19 protein-coding genes and 1 pseudogene are annotated in these 21,053 nt (G+C 42.1%); 13 read left to right on the top strand and 7 right to left on the bottom strand.

Annotated elements, in window-relative coordinates; translation table 11 throughout:
* Positions 1 to 651: 651 nt before the first annotated feature.
* Positions 652 to 3,264 carry a class I adenylate cyclase gene (locus Xedl_RS04995; RefSeq protein ID WP_074022738.1) on the top strand — a complete coding sequence of 871 codons (2,613 nt, stop codon included), beginning with the start codon at positions 652 to 654 and terminating at the stop codon, positions 3,262 to 3,264.
* 95 nt (positions 3,265 to 3,359) lie between these two features.
* Here the strand turns inward: Xedl_RS04995 and cyaY are convergent, their stop codons facing one another.
* Positions 3,360 to 3,680 (bottom strand): iron donor protein CyaY, encoded by a 321-nt coding sequence (gene cyaY, locus Xedl_RS04990; protein ID WP_074022737.1) that lies wholly within the window; start codon positions 3,678 to 3,680, stop codon positions 3,360 to 3,362.
* A 78-nt stretch (positions 3,681 to 3,758) separates the two neighbouring features.
* Here cyaY and lptM point away from each other — a divergent pair, with 78 nt between their 5' ends.
* From lptM to corA, 7 genes are all read left to right on the top strand, one after another.
* Complete coding sequence (gene lptM, locus Xedl_RS04985; RefSeq protein ID WP_074022736.1) at positions 3,759 to 3,956, top strand: LPS translocon maturation chaperone LptM; 198 nt, start codon at positions 3,759 to 3,761, stop codon at positions 3,954 to 3,956.
* A 44-nt stretch (positions 3,957 to 4,000) separates the two neighbouring features.
* Entirely contained in the window at positions 4,001 to 4,825 is an 825-nt protein-coding gene (gene dapF / locus Xedl_RS04980; protein ID WP_074022735.1) for a diaminopimelate epimerase, read from the top strand.
* 48 nt (positions 4,826 to 4,873) lie between these two features.
* Positions 4,874 to 5,578: a DUF484 domain-containing protein gene (locus Xedl_RS04975; protein ID WP_074022734.1), complete on the top strand. Its 705-nt coding sequence runs from the start codon at positions 4,874 to 4,876 to the stop codon at positions 5,576 to 5,578.
* Positions 5,575 to 6,489 carry a tyrosine recombinase XerC gene (xerC, locus tag Xedl_RS04970; protein ID WP_074022733.1) on the top strand — a complete coding sequence of 305 codons (915 nt, stop codon included), beginning with the start codon at positions 5,575 to 5,577 and terminating at the stop codon, positions 6,487 to 6,489. The genes Xedl_RS04975 and xerC overlap by 4 nt, the downstream gene beginning before the upstream one ends.
* Positions 6,489 to 7,205, top strand: coding sequence for a 5-amino-6-(5-phospho-D-ribitylamino)uracil phosphatase YigB (gene yigB, locus Xedl_RS04965; protein ID WP_074022732.1), 717 nt, complete (start codon positions 6,489 to 6,491; stop codon positions 7,203 to 7,205). The genes xerC and yigB overlap by 1 nt, the downstream gene beginning before the upstream one ends.
* A 46-nt stretch (positions 7,206 to 7,251) precedes the next feature.
* Positions 7,252 to 9,417, top strand: coding sequence for a DNA helicase II (gene uvrD, locus Xedl_RS04960; RefSeq protein ID WP_074022731.1), 2,166 nt, complete (start codon positions 7,252 to 7,254; stop codon positions 9,415 to 9,417).
* A gap of 88 nt (positions 9,418 to 9,505) precedes the next feature.
* Positions 9,506 to 10,456 carry a magnesium/cobalt transporter CorA gene (gene corA / locus Xedl_RS04955; protein ID WP_074020654.1) on the top strand — a complete coding sequence of 317 codons (951 nt, stop codon included), beginning with the start codon at positions 9,506 to 9,508 and terminating at the stop codon, positions 10,454 to 10,456.
* 125 nt (positions 10,457 to 10,581) lie between these two features.
* On the opposite strand, the gene rarD is transcribed toward corA, so the two are convergent.
* From rarD to Xedl_RS04935, 3 genes are all read right to left on the bottom strand, one after another.
* Positions 10,582 to 11,472 carry an EamA family transporter RarD gene (rarD, locus tag Xedl_RS04950; RefSeq protein ID WP_074022730.1) on the bottom strand — a complete coding sequence of 297 codons (891 nt, stop codon included), beginning with the start codon at positions 11,470 to 11,472 and terminating at the stop codon, positions 10,582 to 10,584.
* 502 nt (positions 11,473 to 11,974) lie between these two features.
* Entirely contained in the window at positions 11,975 to 12,649 is a 675-nt protein-coding gene (locus Xedl_RS04940; RefSeq protein WP_074022728.1) for a hypothetical protein, read from the bottom strand.
* A 341-nt stretch (positions 12,650 to 12,990) separates the two neighbouring features.
* Entirely contained in the window at positions 12,991 to 13,476 is a 486-nt protein-coding gene (locus Xedl_RS04935; protein WP_074022727.1) for a thioesterase family protein, read from the bottom strand.
* A 287-nt stretch (positions 13,477 to 13,763) separates the two neighbouring features.
* Between Xedl_RS04935 and recQ the strand changes: the two genes are divergently transcribed.
* The 4 genes from recQ (at position 13,764) to Xedl_RS04915 (ending at position 18,660) form a co-directional block, all read left to right on the top strand.
* Positions 13,764 to 15,590, top strand: a complete 1,827-nt coding sequence (gene recQ / locus Xedl_RS04930; RefSeq protein WP_074022726.1) for an ATP-dependent DNA helicase RecQ — start codon at positions 13,764 to 13,766, stop codon at positions 15,588 to 15,590.
* Between the two features lie 60 nt (positions 15,591 to 15,650).
* Positions 15,651 to 16,622, top strand: a complete 972-nt coding sequence (gene pldB, locus Xedl_RS04925) for a lysophospholipase L2 (protein WP_074022725.1) — start codon at positions 15,651 to 15,653, stop codon at positions 16,620 to 16,622.
* Positions 16,623 to 16,643: 21 nt separating this feature from the next.
* A complete protein-coding gene (yigL, locus tag Xedl_RS04920) occupies positions 16,644 to 17,444 on the top strand; it encodes a sugar/pyridoxal phosphate phosphatase YigL (protein ID WP_074022724.1) in 801 nt (266 codons plus the stop codon).
* 784 nt (positions 17,445 to 18,228) lie between these two features.
* A complete protein-coding gene (locus tag Xedl_RS04915; protein WP_074022723.1) occupies positions 18,229 to 18,660 on the top strand; it encodes a carboxymuconolactone decarboxylase family protein in 432 nt (143 codons plus the stop codon).
* Positions 18,661 to 18,790: 130 nt separating this feature from the next.
* Here Xedl_RS04915 and Xedl_RS23070 read toward each other — a convergent pair.
* A pseudogene (locus tag Xedl_RS23070) lies at positions 18,791 to 19,490 on the bottom strand (IS1 family transposase).
* Between the two features lie 82 nt (positions 19,491 to 19,572).
* On the opposite strand from Xedl_RS23070, the gene Xedl_RS04900 reads away from it, so the two are divergent.
* A complete protein-coding gene (locus Xedl_RS04900) occupies positions 19,573 to 19,914 on the top strand; it encodes a HigA family addiction module antitoxin (protein ID WP_422645899.1) in 342 nt (113 codons plus the stop codon).
* 481 nt (positions 19,915 to 20,395) lie between these two features.
* Here Xedl_RS04900 and Xedl_RS25055 read toward each other — a convergent pair whose 3' ends face one another.
* A complete protein-coding gene (locus tag Xedl_RS25055) occupies positions 20,396 to 20,695 on the bottom strand; it encodes a hypothetical protein (protein WP_143187379.1) in 300 nt (99 codons plus the stop codon).
* Between the two features lie 84 nt (positions 20,696 to 20,779).
* The gene (locus tag Xedl_RS25050) at positions 20,780 to 21,010 is read right to left on the bottom strand and encodes a hypothetical protein (protein WP_143187378.1); all 231 of its coding nucleotides are present in this window, start codon (positions 21,008 to 21,010) and stop codon (positions 20,780 to 20,782) included.
* Positions 21,011 to 21,053 lie beyond the last annotated feature (43 nt).

Here is a 21,053-nt window from a genome sequence, read left to right as displayed (position 1 = left end):
CGCAACATTGACTGCTATGCAATTTGAATCGATGGAAAATAACGGTTTTTAGCCACCAGTTAGTCACCAATTAGTGAGAAAATAGTGCCAGTTTTAACATTTCAATGATTTTTTTTCCAGTAACGAAAAAGCCGGAAAAAATCAAAATAGTCTATAGATGTACAGGTTATGAAATAAAAATAATTTTAAATATTAAAATAATATTTTATTTTAATGAAGAAAATAAACAAACAGATTGATTTAAAAGCAAATTGAAATTTGTACTTAGCTTGATGATAAAAAGCGGTGAAAATATTTAACAATAAGAAAAATATTATTCGCGTAAATATTTATGAAAGAATGATGTATTTACAATGCTTTACAACCGAGACATGAAAAATAATCAATGATAATAGTTATGCTAAAAAAACATATTATTGTGTCTGTTTTGTGATTAACTTAATACTTTACAAAGAGTTAATTATATGTCGGCTATTGCAGGTGAAGAGAAAAGATGGTATTGCGTACTTTACGCTTTGATTGCAAGGTGTTAAATTGATCACGTTTCCGACAATAAGTTTGTAAAAATAATTTTAAATAATCTTGTAATACCAAGTGTTATCGGAAACAGGGGACTACTTTAAGCACTGGAACTGATATCAGGCGAAACTCTTGTATCTCTATATTGAAACGCTGAAGCAGCGACTGGATGCAATTAACCAACTTAGATTAGAGCGCGCCACTAGCTTAATGAGTGACGCTTTCAAGCAAGTTTATAGTTTAATTCCAGTATTATTACATTATCATCATCCAATGATGCCAGGTTATATCAAAAGCGATGTTCCTCATGGTGTTTGCTTTTTTATGCCTGATGAAGCACAACAGTTTTGGATTAATGATCTGGATAGCCAGCTTACGGGTGTCCTGCCAGATGTATCTTCACATGTATCTAATGGTGAATTGCCGATAACGGGAATTTACTCCATGGGCAGTACCTCTTCTATCGGGCAAAGTTGCTCTTCTGATTTGGATATTTGGGTTTGCCATCAATCCTGGTTGGATAGTGACGAAAAAGCTTTATTGGAACAAAAATGTACCTTGATAGAACAGTGGGCGGCTTCACTGGGTACTGAGGTTACTTTTTTTCTGATTGATGAAAACCGTTTTCGGCATAATGCTTCTGGTAGTTTGAACGGTGAAGATTGTGGTTCTACCCAACATATCCTTCTGCTTGATGAATTTTATCGTACAGCGGTTTGTATGGCTGGCAAACGCTTATTATGGGCAATGGTTCCGGTGGAAGAGGAAGTTCATTATGATGAATACGTCCTTTCTCTCTATGCCCAAGGTGTGTTGACGCCAAATGAATGGTTGGATCTGGGCGGCTTGGGTGAATTGTCCGCAGAAGAATATTTTGGTGCGAGTCTCTGGCAGCTTTACAAAAGCGTGGATTCTCCTTATAAGGCCGTATTGAAAAGTCTGCTGTTGGAAGCTTATTCATGGGAATATCCCAATGGAAAACTGCTGGCGATGGAAATGAAGCAATATTTTCATGATGGAGCGATTGTTTCCTTTGGCCTTGATGCCTATAGCATGATGCTGGAGCGTGTAACTCGCTATCTTACTGCCACGAACGATCTTGCGCGCCTTGATTTGGCGCGTCGTTGTTTTTATCTGAAGGTATGCGAGAAATTATTGGCAGGCCAGCATGATAAAGGCTGTACAGGATGGCGTCGTCAGGTTATGTCCCAGTTGGTGCGCGAATGGGATTGGGATGACAATAAACTAGACATGCTGGATAACCGTAATTCATGGAAAATTGAGCAGGTACGTGATGCCCATAATGAATTACTTGACACCATGATGCAGAGTTATCGCAACTTAATACGCTTTGCCCGCCGCAATAATTTAAGTGTGAGTGCCAGCCCGCAAGATATTGGTGTATTGACCCGTAAATTGTATGCGGCTTTTGAAGCATTGCCCGGTAAAGTGACTTTGGTGAATCCCCAGATATCACCGGATCTGTCAGAAAAGGAACTGACCTTCATTTATGTCCCTCCGGGGCGAGTAAACCGCAGTGGCTGGTATCTTTACAACCAAGCCCCCACGATTGAATCGATCATTGGTCATCAACCATTGGAATACAATCGCTATCTGAATAAATTAGTTTCCTGGACCTATTTCAATGGCCTGCTGACGAAAGAAACTCGACTCCATATTCGTCACGGGGGATCTCAGTGTGACAGGCAGAAATTATGTGATTTGGTAGATGACATTGCCGCTCATTTCCCAATCCGTTTACCTGCTCCCACACCCAAAGCACTATACAGTCCTTGTGAAATCCGCCATTTGGCGATCATTGTTAATTTAGAGCAAGATCCAACGGCTGCATTTTCTGAGCAAGTCGTCCATTTTGACTTAAGGAACCTGAATGTTTTGAGTTTTGGCGAGTTGCAGCAATGTTTGGTAGGTAGCATTGATTTGCTTTACCGCAATTCATGGAATGAAGTGAGAACCTTGCATTTCAGTGGCGAACAATCGGTATTGGAAGCATTGAAGACGATATTGGGCAAAATGCATCGAGACGCAGCACCACCATCTGATGTTGAAGTATTCTGTTATAGCAAACATTTGCGTGGATTAATCCGCACACGTATTCAGCAATTAGTTTCGGAGTGTATCGAGTTACGTCTGTCCAGCAACCGACAAGATCCAAACCGTTTCAAGGCGTTACGGATTTCAGGGCAAACATGGGGATTATTCTTTGAACGGTTAAACGTTTCGGTACAAAAGTTGGAAAATGCAGTGGAATTCTATGGTGCAATTTCCAATACGAAATTGCATGGCCTGCCAGTCAAAATTGAGACTAAAGAAAAACACTTACCGCCTGTCATAGATGGTTTTGCCTGCGAAGGAATTATCCAGTTTTTTTTCGAAGATATTGAAAACGAACAAGGGTTCAATATTTATATTCTTGATGAATCAAATCGGGTGGAAATTTATTCCCATTGTGAAGGTAGTAAAGAAGAGTTGGTGCGAGATATCAGCCGATTTTATTCATCATCGCATGATCGTTTTACTTATGGTTCTAGTTTTATCAATTTCAACTTGCCGCAATTCTATCAAATCGTTAAGAAAGGTGAGCGTATCCATGTCACGCCATTTATAGCGGGAGTGTACCCAGTGGATGATATAGAAGCGAATGATACAAGGCTCTATGCTGACGAGTGCCTTGATAAAACATGTGGAGCACATGATCCTTATCGTTCGCTGTATCACTATTGATATTGTTAATTACCCTAAGCGCCTGTTTTATCAGGCGCTTTTATTCGATACCTTTCGTTGACTAATTGTTTTTATTGGTTTTTGGTGAAATATAGTCACGAAAATTGGAATAGTTCACCGCTTTGCTCAGTAATCGCTTGTGCCAGCATGGAGATAAAATCATTACCACTGCGGTCACAAATCCACTGACTATCCCGATAATCGAAATGGTAACCGCCATTTTTGGTTGCCAGCCATATCTGATGGAAAGGCTCTTGGCGGTTAATAATGATTTTACTGTCGTTTTCAAAACTTAGCGTCATCACACCGCCGTTTGTTTCATAGTCGATATCCGCATCGCCATCGTAATTATCCAGTTGCTCTTCAAGATGAAACATCAATTGATCAGCTAATTGATGAAATTCGCTATCGTTCATGTTTATTTCCTATTTGCATTTCAGGGCCTAGCTGCGATTATAGAGAGTATTGGCGCATGAATCACAGGCATTAATATCATGAAAAAAAAACTTTGTTGGTCACTGGCTATCATAACATTACTTTCTCTGGCAGGTTGTGGTTTGAAAGGCCCCCTCTATTTTCCTCCTGCGGAAACATCTGCAACACAAGTACCTATACACAAAATGGATAAGGTTCAGCCAGGAAAATTATTTAAAAACAGCTTATTAAAAGACAATATATCGATGAATGCTTAATGATAGTAATTCGGTAATGTGATTTCTCTTGGAGCCGTACATATATGCAGTTCTCCAAAATGCATGGTCTTGGCAATGACTTTATGGTCGTTGATGCAGTGACCCAAAATGTTTATTTTTCTCCAGAGTTAATTTGCCGTCTGGCTAACCGGAATACTGGGGTGGGTTTTGATCAACTTTTGATTGTTGAAGCGCCCTATGATCCTGACTTAGACTTTCACTATCGCATTTTTAATGCTGACGGCAGTGAAGTTTCTCAGTGTGGTAATGGGGCACGTTGCTTTGCCCGTTTTGTCCGTCTTAAGGGATTGACCAATAAACGTGATATCAAAGTCAGCACGCAAGCAGGTCAAATGATATTAAGCATCACAAATGATGACCAAGTTTGTGTCAACATGGGAGAGCCGGATTTTGAGCCACAGCGAATTCCTTTTCGCGCCAATAAGGCTGAGAAAACCTATATTATCCGTGCCATCGAACGTACCGTGCTTTGTGGAGTTGTGTCGATGGGAAACCCCCATTGTGTTATACAGGTTGAGGATGTGGACACTGCCGAAGTGGAAATATTGGGGCCCGTGTTGGAAAGCCATGAACGTTTTCCTGAACGCGCCAATATTGGTTTCATGCAGGTCATCAATCGAGGCCATATCCGCTTGCGTGTCTATGAGCGTGGTGCTGGTGAAACCCAGGCATGTGGCAGTGGCGCGTGTGCCGCAGTCGCCATCGGTATTCAGCAGGATCTGTTGGATAATCAGGTTCGGGTTGATCTTCCGGGTGGGACATTGCAAATTCGCTGGGATGGGCAAGGCACACCACTTTTTATGACTGGGCCAGCAACCCATGTTTATGATGGTACGATTCATTTGTGATTAATTCTGTGTTTGCTAAGTCTCTCTTGAAATATGGGGCATTGGAAAATGAGTAAAAAAGACGATCCATTGCACATCAAAAACAGGCTGGATGATCAGACAGTCGTGGATTATTTATTAAATAATCCCGATTTTTTTATCCGTAATGCCAATATGGTCGATAAGATAAAAGTTCCTCATCCGGTGCGGGAATGTGTCTCTTTGATGGAATGGCATATGAGCCGTCAGAGGAAACGTATCTGTTATTTGGAAGACGATCTGAACCATTTGATAGAGCAGGCGAAACAGAATGAAGTGCTGTTTAGCAGCTTATTGCAATTACTGTCAGATCTCTCAGGTGCCAAAAGCTTACAGGACTTTCTTTCCTGCTTAAGTTCATGGTCAAAAACATTGGGCTTGAGTAACAGTTATATTCGGTTATTCAGTGATAAATGGCATCTTGGCGCACCATTGAATATGCCAGAACTGGCTATCTCTCGCCAGGTCTTTGAATCTGTCCGCATTAAGCGATTCGGGGAAAAAAATCATTATCTTGGCCAATTGTACGGCCCGGAGATTTTATTGTTGATGCCACAGGCACTCCATGTTGGCTCAGTGGCGATTTCCCTTTTAGGTGCACGAGGGGATTTGGGCATGGTCATTTTCAGTAGCCATGATAAACAGCATTATCACGAAGGCATGGGAACTGACATTCTCGACCATTTGGCGAAGCTGTTGCCGGGGTTGTTGTCCCATTGGGTTGAACGCGCATGACTCAGCCGATAGATTTACTGTTAGCGCCCGTAGAAGATTTTTTGCGCTATTTGCGGGTTGAGCGACATTTAAGCCCCATCACGATCACTAACTATCGACGCCATTTGGCCGTTTTGGCGGAAATGTCGCTGGAGATGGGGATACGTGAGTGGCAGGAGTTAGAGCCGGCTAAAGTCAGAACGTTTGCCGCCCGCAGTCGTCGGGCAGGATTGCAGTCTGCCAGCATTGCATTGCGTTTTTCTTCTTTGCGTAGTTTTCTTGATTGGATGGTAATGCAAAATAAACTGGCAGCCAATCCCGCTAAAACAGTCAGTACCCCCCGTAAAAAACGCCATTTACCTAAAAACATGGATGTGGATGAAGTTAATCAACTGCTCAATATTAATTTGAACGATCCACTGTCAGTGCGTGACAGAACTATGCTGGAAGTGATGTACGGAGCGGGGTTGCGTTTGTCTGAACTGGTAAGACTGGATTGTCGCCATTTAGATTTAGAAAGTGGGGAAGTTTGGGTACAAGGGAAGGGTAGCAAAGAACGTAAAGTACCGTTCGGCCGTATGGCGCAGGAATGGCTCCAGCATTGGTTGGAAATGCGGGAGTTACTTGAGCCGGAAGATAATGCGGTTTTTATTTCCACCAAGAGTGGAAAACGTATTTCTGCCCGTAACGTACAGAAACGGTTTGCACAGTGGGGGATTCGGCAAGGTGTCAGCAGCCATGTTAACCCTCATAAATTGCGTCACTCTTTTGCCACTCATATTCTGGAGTCCAGCGGCGATCTGCGAGCAGTGCAGGAATTACTTGGTCACGCGAACCTGTCGACCACCCAGATCTATACCCATTTGGACTTTCAGCATTTGACCAAAGTCTATGATGTGGCTCACCCTAGAGCCAAACGAGGAAAATCATAATGCGTTTTTATCGGCCTATCGCGCCGTTTGCTGCGATGACATTCGATCTGGATGATACACTTTACGATAACCATCCTGTAATCGATAAAACCGAAAAAGAGGTGTTGTGTTTTATCAGGCAGTACGATGCCAAATTCGGTCACTTTGGACATGGAGATCTGCATGTATACCGCCAGGCGGTTCTTGAACGGAAGCCAGATATTTATCATGATATGACTTCATGGCGTCGGCAATCCGCAGAACTCATGTTTACCCACCACGGCTTCAATAATGAAGAGACAATACGTGGTACGGATGAAATTATGTCTTGTTTTATGTACTGGCGTAACCAAATCACTGTTCCAGAATCCACTCATAAGACGTTGTCTATATTGGCGGAAAAAATGCCATTAGTGGCGATTACCAATGGAAACGCTGAACCTGCTGCATGTGGACTTGCCCCTTATTTTGACTTTGTCTTGAAAGCGGGCATTGATGGGCGTTCCAAACCTTATCCTGATATGTATCAGCTAGCGGCAGAGCGGCTCAACTTACCGATAAATCAGATCCTGCATGTAGGAGATAATCTGAATACCGATGTAGAAGGGGCACTTTGTAGTGGTATGCAAGCCTGTTGGATCAACATCGAAAATAAGAACTTGATGCAGGAATCTGAGGGGCGTCTGGTGCCACATATTGAGATTTCTGATTTGGCTTCTCTGATAGCACTGATATAATTTCAGGTTGAAATCTATATAAAAATCCTAACAACTGACGGTAATTATGGACGTTTCTTATCTGCTCGAAAGCCTCAATGATAAACAACGTGAAGCGGTCGCAGCTCCCCGTAGTAATATGTTGGTACTGGCTGGTGCTGGCAGTGGTAAAACGCGCGTGCTGGTTCATCGGATTGCCTGGTTACTGTCAGTTGAAAATGCCTCGCCGTTTTCCATCATGGCAGTCACGTTTACGAATAAAGCGGCTGCTGAGATGCGGCACCGAATTGAAAACCTGATTGGCACCAGTCAGGGCGGAATGTGGATTGGTACATTCCATAGCCTTGCTCACCGCTTGTTGCGTGCCCATCACCTTGATGCAAATTTACCGCAGGATTTCCAGATCCTTGATAGCGAAGATCAGCACCGCCTCATCAAACGCATCATCAAGGCGATGAATCTGGATGACAAAAAGTGGCCAGCGCGTCAGGGGATGTGGTATATCAATGGCAAAAAAGATGAAGGCTTGCGTCCGCAGCACATTGAAAGTTATGGCAATCCGGTAGAGGTAACCTGGCTGAAAATTTATCAGGCTTATCAGGAAGCGTGTGACCGCGCAGGGCTGGTGGATTTCGCCGAATTGTTGCTACGCGCCCATGAACTTTGGCTGAACAAGCCACAGATCCTGCAACATTATCGTGAACGTTTCACGAGTATTCTGGTGGATGAATTTCAGGATACTAACAGTATTCAATACGCCTGGATCCGCCTTCTGGCTGGCGATAGCGGCAAGGTCATGATTGTCGGGGATGATGACCAGTCCATTTATGGCTGGCGTGGTGCGCAGGTAGAAAATATCCAGCGTTTCCTTAACGATTTTCCGGGCGCGGAAACGATCCGCCTGGAACAGAATTACCGTTCGACCAGCAATATCCTTAAAGCTGCCAATACCCTGATTGCCCATAACAGTGATCGTTTGGGTAAGAATTTGTGGACAGAAGGCAGCGAGGGAGAGCTAATTTCACTTTATTGCGCCTTTAATGAATTGGATGAGTCCCGTTATGTTGTCGGCCGTATCAAGCATTGGTTGGATAATGGCGGTGCACTGAAAGAGTGTGCGATCCTGTATCGAAGCAATGCCCAATCCCGCGTTTTAGAAGAAGCCTTGTTACAGGTTTCCATGCCTTACCGTATTTATGGTGGCCAGCGTTTCTTCGAACGTCAGGAAATCAAAGATGCCTTGTCCTACTTGCGTTTGGTGGCAAACCGTCACGATGATGCCGCTTTTGAGCGCGTGGTCAATACGCCAACCCGTGGTATTGGTGACAGGACGCTTGATGTTGTGCGTCAGGCGGCGCGAGATCAGCAAAAAACCTTGTGGGAAAGTAGCCTGATATTGATACAGGAAAAAGTGCTGACTGGCCGTGCGGCATCTGCGTTGCAACGCTTTATCGAATTAATTGAAGCGTTGGAAACAGAAACACAGGAAATGCCATTGCATGTGCAGACCGATCGCATTATCCGTGACTCTGGCCTATGGGCGATGTATCAACAGGAAAAAGGCGAAAAGGCGCAGGCACGTATCGAAAACCTGGAAGAATTGGTCACGGCAACCCGCCAATTCAGCTATCAGGACGAAGATGAAAACTTGCTGCCATTGCAAGCCTTCCTTTCCCACGCCGCGCTTGAATCGGGAGAAAGTCAGGCGGATGCCTATCAGGATGCAGTGCAACTGATGACCTTGCACTCAGCGAAAGGATTGGAGTTCCCACAAGTTTTCATTGTGGGTATGGAAGAGGGCATGTTTCCGAGTCAGATGTCCATTGACGAAGGCGATCGGCTGGAGGAAGAGCGGCGCTTGGCCTATGTAGGCGTTACCAGGGCGATGGAAAAACTGACGCTGACTTATGCGGAAAGCCGTCGTTTATATGGCAAGGAAGTGTATCACCGCCCGTCTCGTTTTATTGGTGAATTACCGACAGAATGCGTGGCAGAAGTTCGCTTGCGGGCAACGGTATCCCGTCCGGTCAGCCACAAACGGTTGGGCACGCCTATCAGTGCTAATGATAGTGGTTATGCTCTTGGACAGCGTGTGCGCCATCCTAAATTTGGTGAAGGGACGATTATCAATATAGAAGGCAGTGGAGAGCATTGCCGCTTGCAAATCGCGTTTCAGGGTGAAGGTATTAAGTGGCTGGTGGCTGCTTATGCCAGACTCGAAACAGGCCAATAATCCGGTTGAATGTTGACAGGCTTTTTCTACTAAGCGTAACATTCGCGCCTTACGATAAACGTAGGGAGTATAAGGAGACTTATGGTACATGCTGAACGCATTTAAATTAGAGAATAATCGCCTGCTCCGTCTTGAATTTGAAGAAGGTGATAAGTTATCTGACTCCATGTGGGTAGATTTAGTGGGACTGGGGGACGATGATCGCCTCAGAGTCCAGAATGAGCTGGGACAAGTCTTGGCGACCCGCACCGAGTTGGATGACATTGAGGCATCAGCCCGTTTTTTTGAAGATGAAGATGGTATGCACGTCCATTCATTCTTCTACTTTGAAGATGCCGAAGACCATGCTGGCAACTCGACAGTCGCATTTACTATTCGTGACGGTCGTCTCTACACATTGCGAGAGCGTGAACTCCCTGCATTTCGATTATACCGAATGCGTGCCCGTAACCAGACTATGGTTGACGGAAATGCCTATGAATTGTTGATGGACTTGTTCGAAACCAAAATCGAACAATTGGCTGATGTCATTGAAAACATCTATAGCGTGCTGGAATCCCTGAGTCGGGTCATTATGAACGGTAAACAGGGCGATGAATTTGATTCTGCTTTATCTAACCTTGCTGAGCAGGAAGATATTGGCTGGAAAGTCCGCTTGTGCCTGATGGATAGCCAGCGCGCGTTGAACTTCCTTGTGCGCCGTGCTCGCTTGCCTGCTAATCAATTAGAACAGGCTCGTGAGATTCTGCGGGATATTGAATCCTTGCTGCCGCACAATGAATCCTTGTTCCAAAAAGTGAACTTCTTGATGCAAGCTGCGATGGGCTTTATCAACATTGAGCAGAGTCGCATTATCAAGATTTTCTCCGTTGTTTCCGTAGTATTCCTGCCACCGACGCTGGTAGCATCCAGCTACGGTATGAATTTCGAATTTATGCCGGAATTGCATTGGACATTCGGTTACCCTGCGGCCATTGGGTTAATGATAGCAGCGGGTTTGGCGCCTTATCTCTACTTCAAACGCAAAAATTGGCTGTAGTTATATCACCAGTTATCTATCTTCTTATCTGCTAACGAGTTGCTTTGTCGGCTGATTTTACTAAACTGACCCAAATTGTAGAGAATGCCTTGGGTCAGTTTAGGAATGTTGTTGAAAGAATTTTACTACTTCCGTAAACGACGCTGCGTATAGAGCGCATCCAGTATAAACAGAATTAAGGCAGCCCAAATAAAGCCAAAAGTAATCAAACGATCTGGTCCAATTTTCTCACCATAAACTAACGTTGCCAGCAAGAACATCAATGTTGGGCCAAGATACTGGAAGAAGCCCAGCGTAGACAAACGCAGATGCGCAGCGGCTGCGGTGAAAAACAGCAGTGGCACTGTCGTAATAATACCGGCAGCAATCAACATGAGGTTCAAAGAATATGTATTATCCAACATATTACTTGTTGGGCTATGGGTGAAAAACAGCAGGTAAGTTAGGGCGACAGGGAATACCCAGGTTGTCTCAATCAACATACCTGTCTGTGCATCAATCCCCATTTTTTTGCGGATCAGTCCATAGACGGCAAATGTTGTCGCTAAGTACAAACCAATCATCGGTACAGAACCAAACTGCCATAGCTGGATCAATACACCAGTAACGGCCAATCCCACAGCAATCCACTGCATACGGCGGAAACGTTCACCAAGAAATATCATACCAAACAGAACATTAACCAGTGGGCTAATAAAATACCCCAGACTCGCTTCCAGTAAATGCCCATTATTGACTGCCCAGATATAGGTAAGCCAGTTACTGGTAATAGTGAAGGCAGTGATGCCTAGCAACAGTAGTATTTTCGGCTGGCGAACAACAGCCCACACCTGGCGCCAGTGGCGAGTCACTGTCAGCATCAGCACCATAAAGAAAACCGACCATATAACACGATGTGACACAATTTCATCGGGTGGCACATATTGTATGGTCTTGAAGTAGATGGGGGCTAATCCCCAAATAAGATAAGCCCCTAAGGCATATAAGATACCTTTGGCAGTCTGTTGGTTACTCATAATATCCTTGAATGTTGAGAGAATGTTCAGAAAATCAGAAGAGCTGGTTAAGGTGATAGCTCATAGCACTATACAATGTGTCATTGGGATGAATGATTTACAAGTAGTTAATGGCATGAATAATAAATTAAATTTTTATACTAAGCTGAATAGCACTTTATGCTAAATTATTATACCCAGGTAACAGGAGTATCTATATTGATAGAATCAGGCGCTTATTTCATCCTAATTTTTTGTACTACTGTGGTAGGTTAAGATGAGTATCTATAAATAGATTATTCACGTATCCTCTCTGAAGGGTTAGCCTTGGAAATTGAATTTCATGATTATACTTGGCAACTTTGTTAAGGTAATTGCTAAACTTGACAATCAAACCATAGTTCAGAAGAGCATAATTACATCAGGAGATCTGCTATCCCAATTTAAAAATCGTATTGTATTGACATCATTTTATTTTAAGATTGTCATTGGCAGAATGATAAACAAGTATAATCTATTATATCTATCTAAAACCTAATAACGTCTTAAATGGTGATTTTAGTATACTTGGACAATTCAGCCCCCTTATTTTTACCGCCTTGTCATTATTTCTTAATTCATTACACAATTGGGCGATGTCTTTGGGTGTCCAATATACATTGTTGGCATAACCAACCCTTTGAATAGTATTTAATAAACTTTCTACTCCACCGACTTTTAATATTTTGGCAACCATTGTTGCACAATTTTTATTAATAGGATTATAACTATGGCTTATACGAAAATTGCCATACATTTTGCCGTTATAGAGTTCACGCTTTTGGTGTTGCATTTTCTCAACATCCAAGCCAATCAGATAATATTCCAGATGGGGAAGCTCTAAAAAATCAGCTTGAATGTTATTAAAGGCTCCGGCAGATGATAAAGTTCCTCGCTGTATATTTGGTTCTGCAAGGAAACTGACATAGTTATCTTCTGCCGGACGTTGTGGATTATGTGAGGATCCAGCGTTCCTTGAACTGTTTGATGATTCTAAATTTCCTGAATAGAAGCCTGGCCAAGGGCATTGCGGCGTTCCACCGATATAAATAGAAGCATGCCCAAAAGGGAAGCTGTGGCAGGGATACCAGATATATACAACAGCATCAACAGCTCTGCCAGAGAGGATCTCCGATTCTGCTTTGGTTCTTGGAATCATAATCTATTCTCATGTTGATCTACTTAATTAATTAGTATCAAAACAGTGTTTGTGAGGTTTTTCTGGTTATTGGTTCTTGATAATGGTTAAGGTAAGTTCAGCATAGTTGCTGTTGGAAATCTGTTTGTTTCCATTGGTTATCATATACCCAGAGTGACAGCTTGTTAATAGTTATAGTGAATTTAGGTATCTGGCTCTAGATTATAAACGAATGGTGAGATTGAAAATAAGTATACCCACGAAAAGGGAATGTGTTTTGCTGGCACATTCCTTCATTTATTTTAAGTTTGTATTTTGGGCATGAGTTGGGTATTAATTTTAGGTCTTAGGGTTTAAAAACATCAACCCACCAAATAAGTCCCCATTGCACTGGCGATATGCATTTGTTTTTCATTATGCAATTCAATTCTGGCGACAGAAACTTTATTGCCGGCGCGGATAAGATTGCAACTGGCAGTAAATACTTCACCACGTCCAGGGCGCAGATAATCCACGCGTAAATCGATAGTGCCTAATGTGGTTAGACTTTTTTGGATCTCTGCGATGGTAATCGTTTCAATGGATGTCAATGCACTGCCTGCACAAACCAGCCCTCCAGCAACATCTAATATGGAAGCGATCGCACCACCGTGCAGAATTTTATGAATCATATTGCCAATCAATTTTTCTTGGTAACAAAATTGCAGTTCTGCGTAGTCTGGTTCGAAGCGGAGCAGTTCGAGTCCTAACAGACGATTGAATGGCATATGATAAACAAAAATTTCACCTATAAATTTGCGAGCTTCTTCTGGAGTTAATATGGTGTCTACTGGCGGAATATTTTCCATGGTGGTTTTCCTGATAACCTGATAATGAAAAGTAAAATCAACGGATGTTAAATGGGTGCATATGGTTAATTACTTGTTAATATTATGCTTTCATTATCGACTTTGCCAGTCTGTGAAGCGCTTCGAGAAACAATTCATGGAGGAAAAAACGGACTACAAAAAATAATCATATAGCGTGTAGAATAAGCGGTAATTTTTTATATACAGGCGCTTGGATCGCAACTGTATTTTTATAGCCTGTTTTTAGGTTTTTTCAGGGATTAAGTTTCTAACGATCGAGGAAAAGCGTGTCTACCGCAGAACTCATCAGCACGGCATCGCTGGCTGAACAAGCATTACGAAAAACATTCGGATACCAGCAATTTCGGCCGGGACAGCAGCAAGTTATTGACGCTGTTCTTGACGGGCGTGACTGTCTGGTGGTTATGCCAACGGGAGGCGGTAAGTCACTGTGCTACCAGATCCCCGCATTGGTTAAAAACGGGCTGACTCTGGTTGTGTCGCCACTTATTTCATTGATGAAAGACCAGGTTGATCAGCTACGTGCGAATGGCGTTGAAGCGGAATGCCTGAACTCAACTCAAAATCGTGAACAGCAATTTGATATCATTCAACGTTGCCGTAAAGGGAGTATTAAGCTGCTCTATATCGCCCCTGAACGGCTGGTAACGGATAACTTTCTTGACCAACTTCACGATTGGCAACCTGTTTTATTGGCTGTCGATGAAGCCCACTGTATTTCTCAATGGGGGCATGATTTTCGCCCAGAATATCGAGCATTAGGGCAACTCCGTCGTCATTTCCCCGATCTTCCGGTGATCGCATTAACCGCTACGGCAGATAAAACGACCCGTCAGGATATCGTACGTTTATTGGAGTTGCGTGAGCCAATTATCCATATCAGCAGCTTTGATCGTCCCAATATTCGCTATACCTTAGTTGAAAAATACAAACCGCTTGATCAGCTTTGGTCATTTGTCCGCGGTCAGCAGGGAAAAAGCGGAATTATCTATTGCAATAGTCGGACTAAAGTGGAAGAGACTGCGGAGCGTTTGCAAAAGCGTGGGTTAAGTGTTGCGCCTTATCATGCAGGGCTGGAAAACAGCCAGCGGGCATGGGTACAAGATGCCTTCCAGCGAGATGATTTACAGATCGTTGTGGCGACGGTTGCGTTTGGTATGGGAATTAACAAACCTAATGTGCGTTTTGTCGTGCACTTTGATATTCCCCGTAATATCGAATCTTATTATCAGGAAACTGGTCGGGCTGGGCGAGATGGTTTACCGGCGGAAGCCGTGCTGTTTTACGATCCCGCGGATATGGTATGGCTGCGTCGCTGTTTAGAAGAAAAACCAGCGGGCGAACAACAGGATATTGAGCGGCATAAACTCAATGCCATGGGCGCATTTGCCCAGGCGCAGACCTGTCGGCGCCTGGTATTGTTGAATTATTTCGGGGAAAGCCGTCAAACAGCGTGTGGCAACTGTGATATTTGCCTTGATCCTCCCAAACGTTACGACGGTCTGGTGGAAGCACAGAAAGCGCTATCCTGTATCTATCGCGTTGGACAACGTTTTGGGATTGGCTATATTGTAGAAGTGCTACGTGGTGCAAATAATCAACGCATCAGAGATTTTGGGCACGACAAACTGCCTGTTTATGGCATTGGTAAAGAGCAGAGCCAGGAACATTGGATGAGTGTCTTGCGTCAGCTTATTCACTTGGGGCTGATTAGCCAAAACATTGCTAACTATTCTGCGCTGCAATTGACTGAGGCTGCGCGGCCTGTATTACGTGGCGAAATGTCTCTACAACTTGCCGTACCGCGTATCCAAAACTTGAAAAGTCGCAATCAGCAAAACAAATCGTACAGCGGCAACTATGATCGCAAATTATTTGCTAAGTTGCGTAAATTGCGTAAATCCATTGCTGATGAAAACAATATTCCACCCTTTGTGGTTTTCAATGATGTCACATTAATTGAAATGGCAGAACAGTGCCCAATAACGCCGGATGAACTTTTGCTGATTAATGGCGTTGGTCAACGGAAATTGGAACGTTTTGGTGAAGCATTTATGACATTAATCCGAGAGCATTTTGAAGAATTCGAGTAACTGAAAATCTTGAATAACTAAAGGACAGTGAATAGAGGATTGGAGAACAGAGGATGACGAATGGCGTCTGAGATATTGAAAGCTAGTTGGTTAAACCGTGAACCTCAGTTCTCAGCCTTTACGAATGGATTATTACTGGATTTTTGGCAAACAAGAGAAGAGCGGCAATTTATAGGAATTGATGATATTCCTATCCATTATGTCTCCTTTTGTTCCCCTCATCATGACAAAACACTCGTTATTTTGCCTGGCCGTAGTGAAAGTTACGTGAAATACCCTGAGGTGGCCTATGATTTTTATCATCAGGGTTACGATATTTTCATTATTGATCATCGTGGACAAGGCCGTTCAGGGCGAATATTGGACGATCGACAAAAAGGCCATGTTGAAGAGTTCGATCATTATGTGGATGACTTAGCTAAATTTATTGAGCTTGAAGTGGCACCTCGTCAATCTCACCGCTGTTATGCTCTGGCTCATTCAATGGGAGGAGCGATTTTGAGCCGTTTTCTGGTACGTTACCAAGAGTCGACTTTTCGTGCCGTGGCGTTATGTGCACCGATGTTTGGTATCCATTTACCAATGCCCCGCTGGCTGGCGAATTTTCTGGTTAACCAGGCGGAACTCAATATCAAAAGGCGCAATGCTTATGCCCTATCAACGGGGCAATGGCGGCCATTACCTTATTTTATCAACCTATTAACGCACAGTTATGCGCGTTATCAGCGTTATTTGCGTTACTATGCTGATTATCCTGAATTGCGCCTTGGGGGGCCAACTTACCATTGGATGCGTGAAAGTATGCTGATGGGAGATAAACTGATTGAAAATGCTGGCAAAATTAAAACTCCGCTCATCGTATTACAAGCAAGTGAAGATAAGATAGTAAGTAATCGGAAGTTATTGGCTTTTTGTGCATCTCACCAAAATCCCCTGATTATCCAGGGGGCTCATCACGAAATCCTGTTCGAAAAAGATGCATTGCGGGCACAGGCTCTCAATGCAATTTGTGATTTTTTTGACCAGAACTGATTTAGTTTAGGAACCATAACTATGTATCATATTGTTGCTTCAGATTTAGATGGCACTTTGTTATCTCCCAACCATAAATTAACCCCATATACCAAGGAAACGTTGAACTTATTAACGGAACAAGGGATTCATTTTGTTTTTGCAACAGGGCGCCATCATATTGATGTAGGGCAGATCCGTGATGGGTTGGGCATTGATGCTTATATGATTACTTCCAACGGTGCAAGGGTTCACAATACCCAAGATGAATTGGTATTTAGCCATAACTTAGATCCTGAAATTGCCCATGATTTGTGTTTATTGGAGTTTGATAATCCCGATATCCTGACCAATTACTTCAATAACGATGATTGGCTAATGAATAGAGAATCTCCTGAACAGGAAGCGTTTTTTCAGGAGTCAGTCTTCCATTATCAACTTTTTCAGCGCGATAATTTTCCTACAGATGGCGTATGCAAGGTTTACTACACCAGTGAAGATCATGATTATTTGGTGGATTTAGAAGAGAGGATTAAAGCGCGTTGGGGGGAAAGGGTTAATGTCAGTTTTTCATTGAGAAATTGTTTGGAAGTGATGGCTGGAGGTGTTTCGAAAGGTCATGCATTAGAGCAGGTTTGTCAATTGATCGGATATCAATTAAACGACAGCATTGCTTTTGGTGATGGGATGAACGATCGGGAAATGTTAAGTGTGGCAGGTAAAGGTTGCATAATGCAGGGAGCGCACCAGCGCTTAAAAGACATTTTACCTGATATGGAAATCATTGGCTCTAATGCGGATGATGCCGTTTCCTGTTATTTACGGAAAATATATCAGGTTTGAAGCTGATGACTTAACGAAGTTAATTGTTTGAAAACAGCATCCGATGTGATGCTGTTTTCTTATATTGATAAGTCATTTTTCCAATAAAATAACCAATAATGCTGGTGGAAACTTGGGTCGTCTATTAAATATTGAAAACATGGAATGGAGCAGCTCAGGAGTGTGAGTTTGAATTACAAATTGGTGAATCTTGTGGATGTAAGCGTAGCTTATGATAAAATAATAGGGCTTATTTTTCTGATAGATTTATGCGTAACTTTGGTATGAGTTAAAGATATTTATGTTTTTCCTGTTTCTAATTTTACATTTGTAAATGTTTTTTAATTCACTATCTAATAATGGCATAAATAAGGGAATGTTTATCAATTAATAATGAACTATGGACATTAAAAGATAATTAAGAATAGAGTTTATCATCTTTTACAGTTTGCCTGTTTTTCTTCTATGTAATTTAATTTCAATAAAGTGATGTGGCTCTTATAGTATTGGGTTCAGCAATTAATGATACTACTGGTTTTGCATTGTTGTTGATTTATATCATTGTTACTTTTATTCCAAGTCTTGCTGTAACAATACGCCTACTGCACAATATTAACATAAAATACCACTTATTCCTTTAGTGGTATTTTTAATAATCTCTCTATTAAATAATTTACACAATTAATTATATGAAATTAAATTAATTCTTATTTTGTGATTTTTTTCATTTAAATAACATTTCCTTTGTTTAAAGTGATAATTTTTAATATAGTCTCTTGGAGTATTAATATAAGGAATATTATTCATGAGTAAATTACGCCTCGCTTACTACAACTTATCTCCAGAGTTACTGCAAGGTTTTCGTGCTGTAAAAGAAGGTTTGGAAAATAGTCCGTTAGGTTTGCAATTGGTTGAATTGATCTATTTGCGAGTATCTCAAATCAATGGTTGTTCTTTCTGCTTAAATAAACACTCTCAAGTTTTACGTGAAAATCAAGAATCAGAACGTCGGTTAGCTGAATTAGCCGGATGGCGAGTGAGTAGTCAGTTTACTCCCCGTGAAAAAGCGGCATTGGAATGGACTGAGGCGCTGACTCACATTGTAACGACACACGCAGATGACTATGCTTATTTACCCTTGAAAGATCACTTCACAGATCAGGAAATTTCTGATCTGACTTTTGCGATTGCGCTTATGAATGGAATGAATCGATTGGCAATCGGTATGCGTCATTAATGTTATTTGATTTCATTGTGGGTTTTTGAGCTAATTAAAGGAAAATGTCTGTTTTGGAAGTTGGGACTATTGTCCCTCCTTTCAAAAGCTATAGATATTAGAATGGTCATGCTCCCAATGATTAGATCTGTTATAAAATATAGTATTCACGTTCAATGAACGTACCTACCACTTTGTCATGCATCTCTTCGGATTTGGAATAACCTATTGTTTTTCTATTCAGCCTCTTTATCCGGATACGAAGCGTAAGATTTGTTCTCTCGATACGTTGGGTAAATTTCTTTCCCGTGAGGTGTTTTTCCTGAGGTAGAGGCAATCGTAAACGGCATAATCATCTGTACAGTAAAACCGGATAGTAAAAGGAGACAAGAGTGCCAGTAGCTTTTTCAATGTTTTCCTGCTGCGATCCCCAAACACATGTGCCACTACCCGTTTCTTATTCGGCTCCCAGACATACCAGAGCCAGCGTTGATTTTTCTTATTACCGACAAATGACCACTGCTCGTCTATTTCACAGACAAGATGAATCTCACTGCCCGCAAGCGGCAGCGTAGTCACTTGTCTTGGTATGAGTTTTTTAATGTGCGAATGACGGTGTTAATGCCGACTTTCAGAACCCGAGCCGTGTCCCTGACACCTGCGTTATTCATGGCCATATCAATAATTTGCTCTTTCATGCCGGGCTGGCAAGCTTGATAGGTATAATTCAGTTGGAAGGTCTTACGGCAAGCATAGCAGTGATAGCGGGGATGCCCAGTACGCCCTTTTCCATGCCCTTTAACCTCGTTTGTTTTATGACAGTAACGACAAACCACATCCACTTTAGCCATATCTCACCCAGAATAAAAAGCAGGGAGTTTATCACAAGATCTAATCATTGGGAGCATGACCGAATTATGAGGACTACCATTAATGACTAAACGTATGCCGCCCCATCCGGGGCGCTACATCTCTGACGAGATGGCGCATTTAAATATTAGTCTGCGAACTCTTGCGCGGGCGCTGGATGTCTCCCCGTCAACGATTGGGCGTGTAGTGGAAGGTCGCGCAGCGGTCACGCCAGCTATGGCGGTGCGTTTGGCTAACGTGATAGGGCAGTACGCCGGAAATGTGGCTGAGGCTTCAAGAGGCATACAGTTTGGCGCAAGCCAAACAGGAAATAGATTTAACGCGTTTAACGCGATTGTTTACACCTGTACAGCATTCACATCCAGCGTAACGCTGGATAATGCTATTCCACCCGCTTTTAAGTGACAGTAAACAGGCTTGCGCCCAGAAAAAGCAAAGCCGGTGTATCAACACCGGCCTTCTGCGTGCACAAATCCAACCCAAACAGGGTGTTTTTGCTGGATTATGCGAGCAGAATATCAGGAAACAAGCTCTTTGCACCAGTAACAGCCCCTAATTTTTATTTTTTATAACCCTTTCTTTAATAGATTTTATTGAATTGGCTGTATTTTTAATGATATTCATTGCTTTTTCGTACTCTAGTAAGGTAGTAATGAGTTCTTCCTCAAACTCATCCTTCTGATAAGAGTTTGTTTTGTACAGAATTAAAACTTGATAGGCGAAGGTATCGTTGTCGCCGTCAATGTAAAAATAACAGGGTGGTACATCTAAAATTACGGCTGTAGTACTAGATGGTCTCATTTAACATGAAATGGCGATTACACAAAATCCTAAACAAGGTCTATTTTTTCCAGACACAATCACCTATTTTTTCATCATAAGCATATCAATTTTCATCAAACTCAACTTCTTTACCATCTTTATTTTTATACGTGAAGCTTGAGAATCTTGCTCCCTGTGAAATAACTGTATATGTTCCATTAATTTCTCCTTTAATTATTTCATTCCACACTATAGTATAAATAGATGGTCTTGTTTCTATTGATATTTCATCATCTTTAACGAAATTAATCGTTATGGCTGTATCAGACGTTTCATACTTAACATAACCAAGATAGACTTTATCTATTTTTGAATAAAGAGTGACATGTTTTATATTTATTGGTTTTTTATTGTCAGAAGTCAAACATCTAAATTCACTAGGCCATTCAGAAGAAAATGCATTATAAGACAATAGTATAAAAATAAAAAAATAGTTTTTTTATACATTTTAGTTTTCTTTCCTTCCTCTATTTTTGCTTCTTCCATCTTTTCTTTCTCTTCCTTCCATTCTTCTATTTTCTCCTCCTCTCAGGTCTGCGATTCTCTTGTTTATATAATTGGAGACATCACACTTTTTTATTCCATACATTTTTTGTTCTAACAATCCTCGACCATACCAAGGATTATATTTTTGTTTCTCCTGCAATTTCTTTCGTATATCGCAATGCACCACTTTCATGGCATACCTGCACTAAAAAATGTGCTTTTCCTCGACATGTAGT

Source organism: Xenorhabdus eapokensis (genome assembly GCF_001908105.1).
The sequence above is the reverse complement of the archived record's forward strand: the minus strand, read 5'-3'. Positions and strand labels throughout refer to the sequence as shown.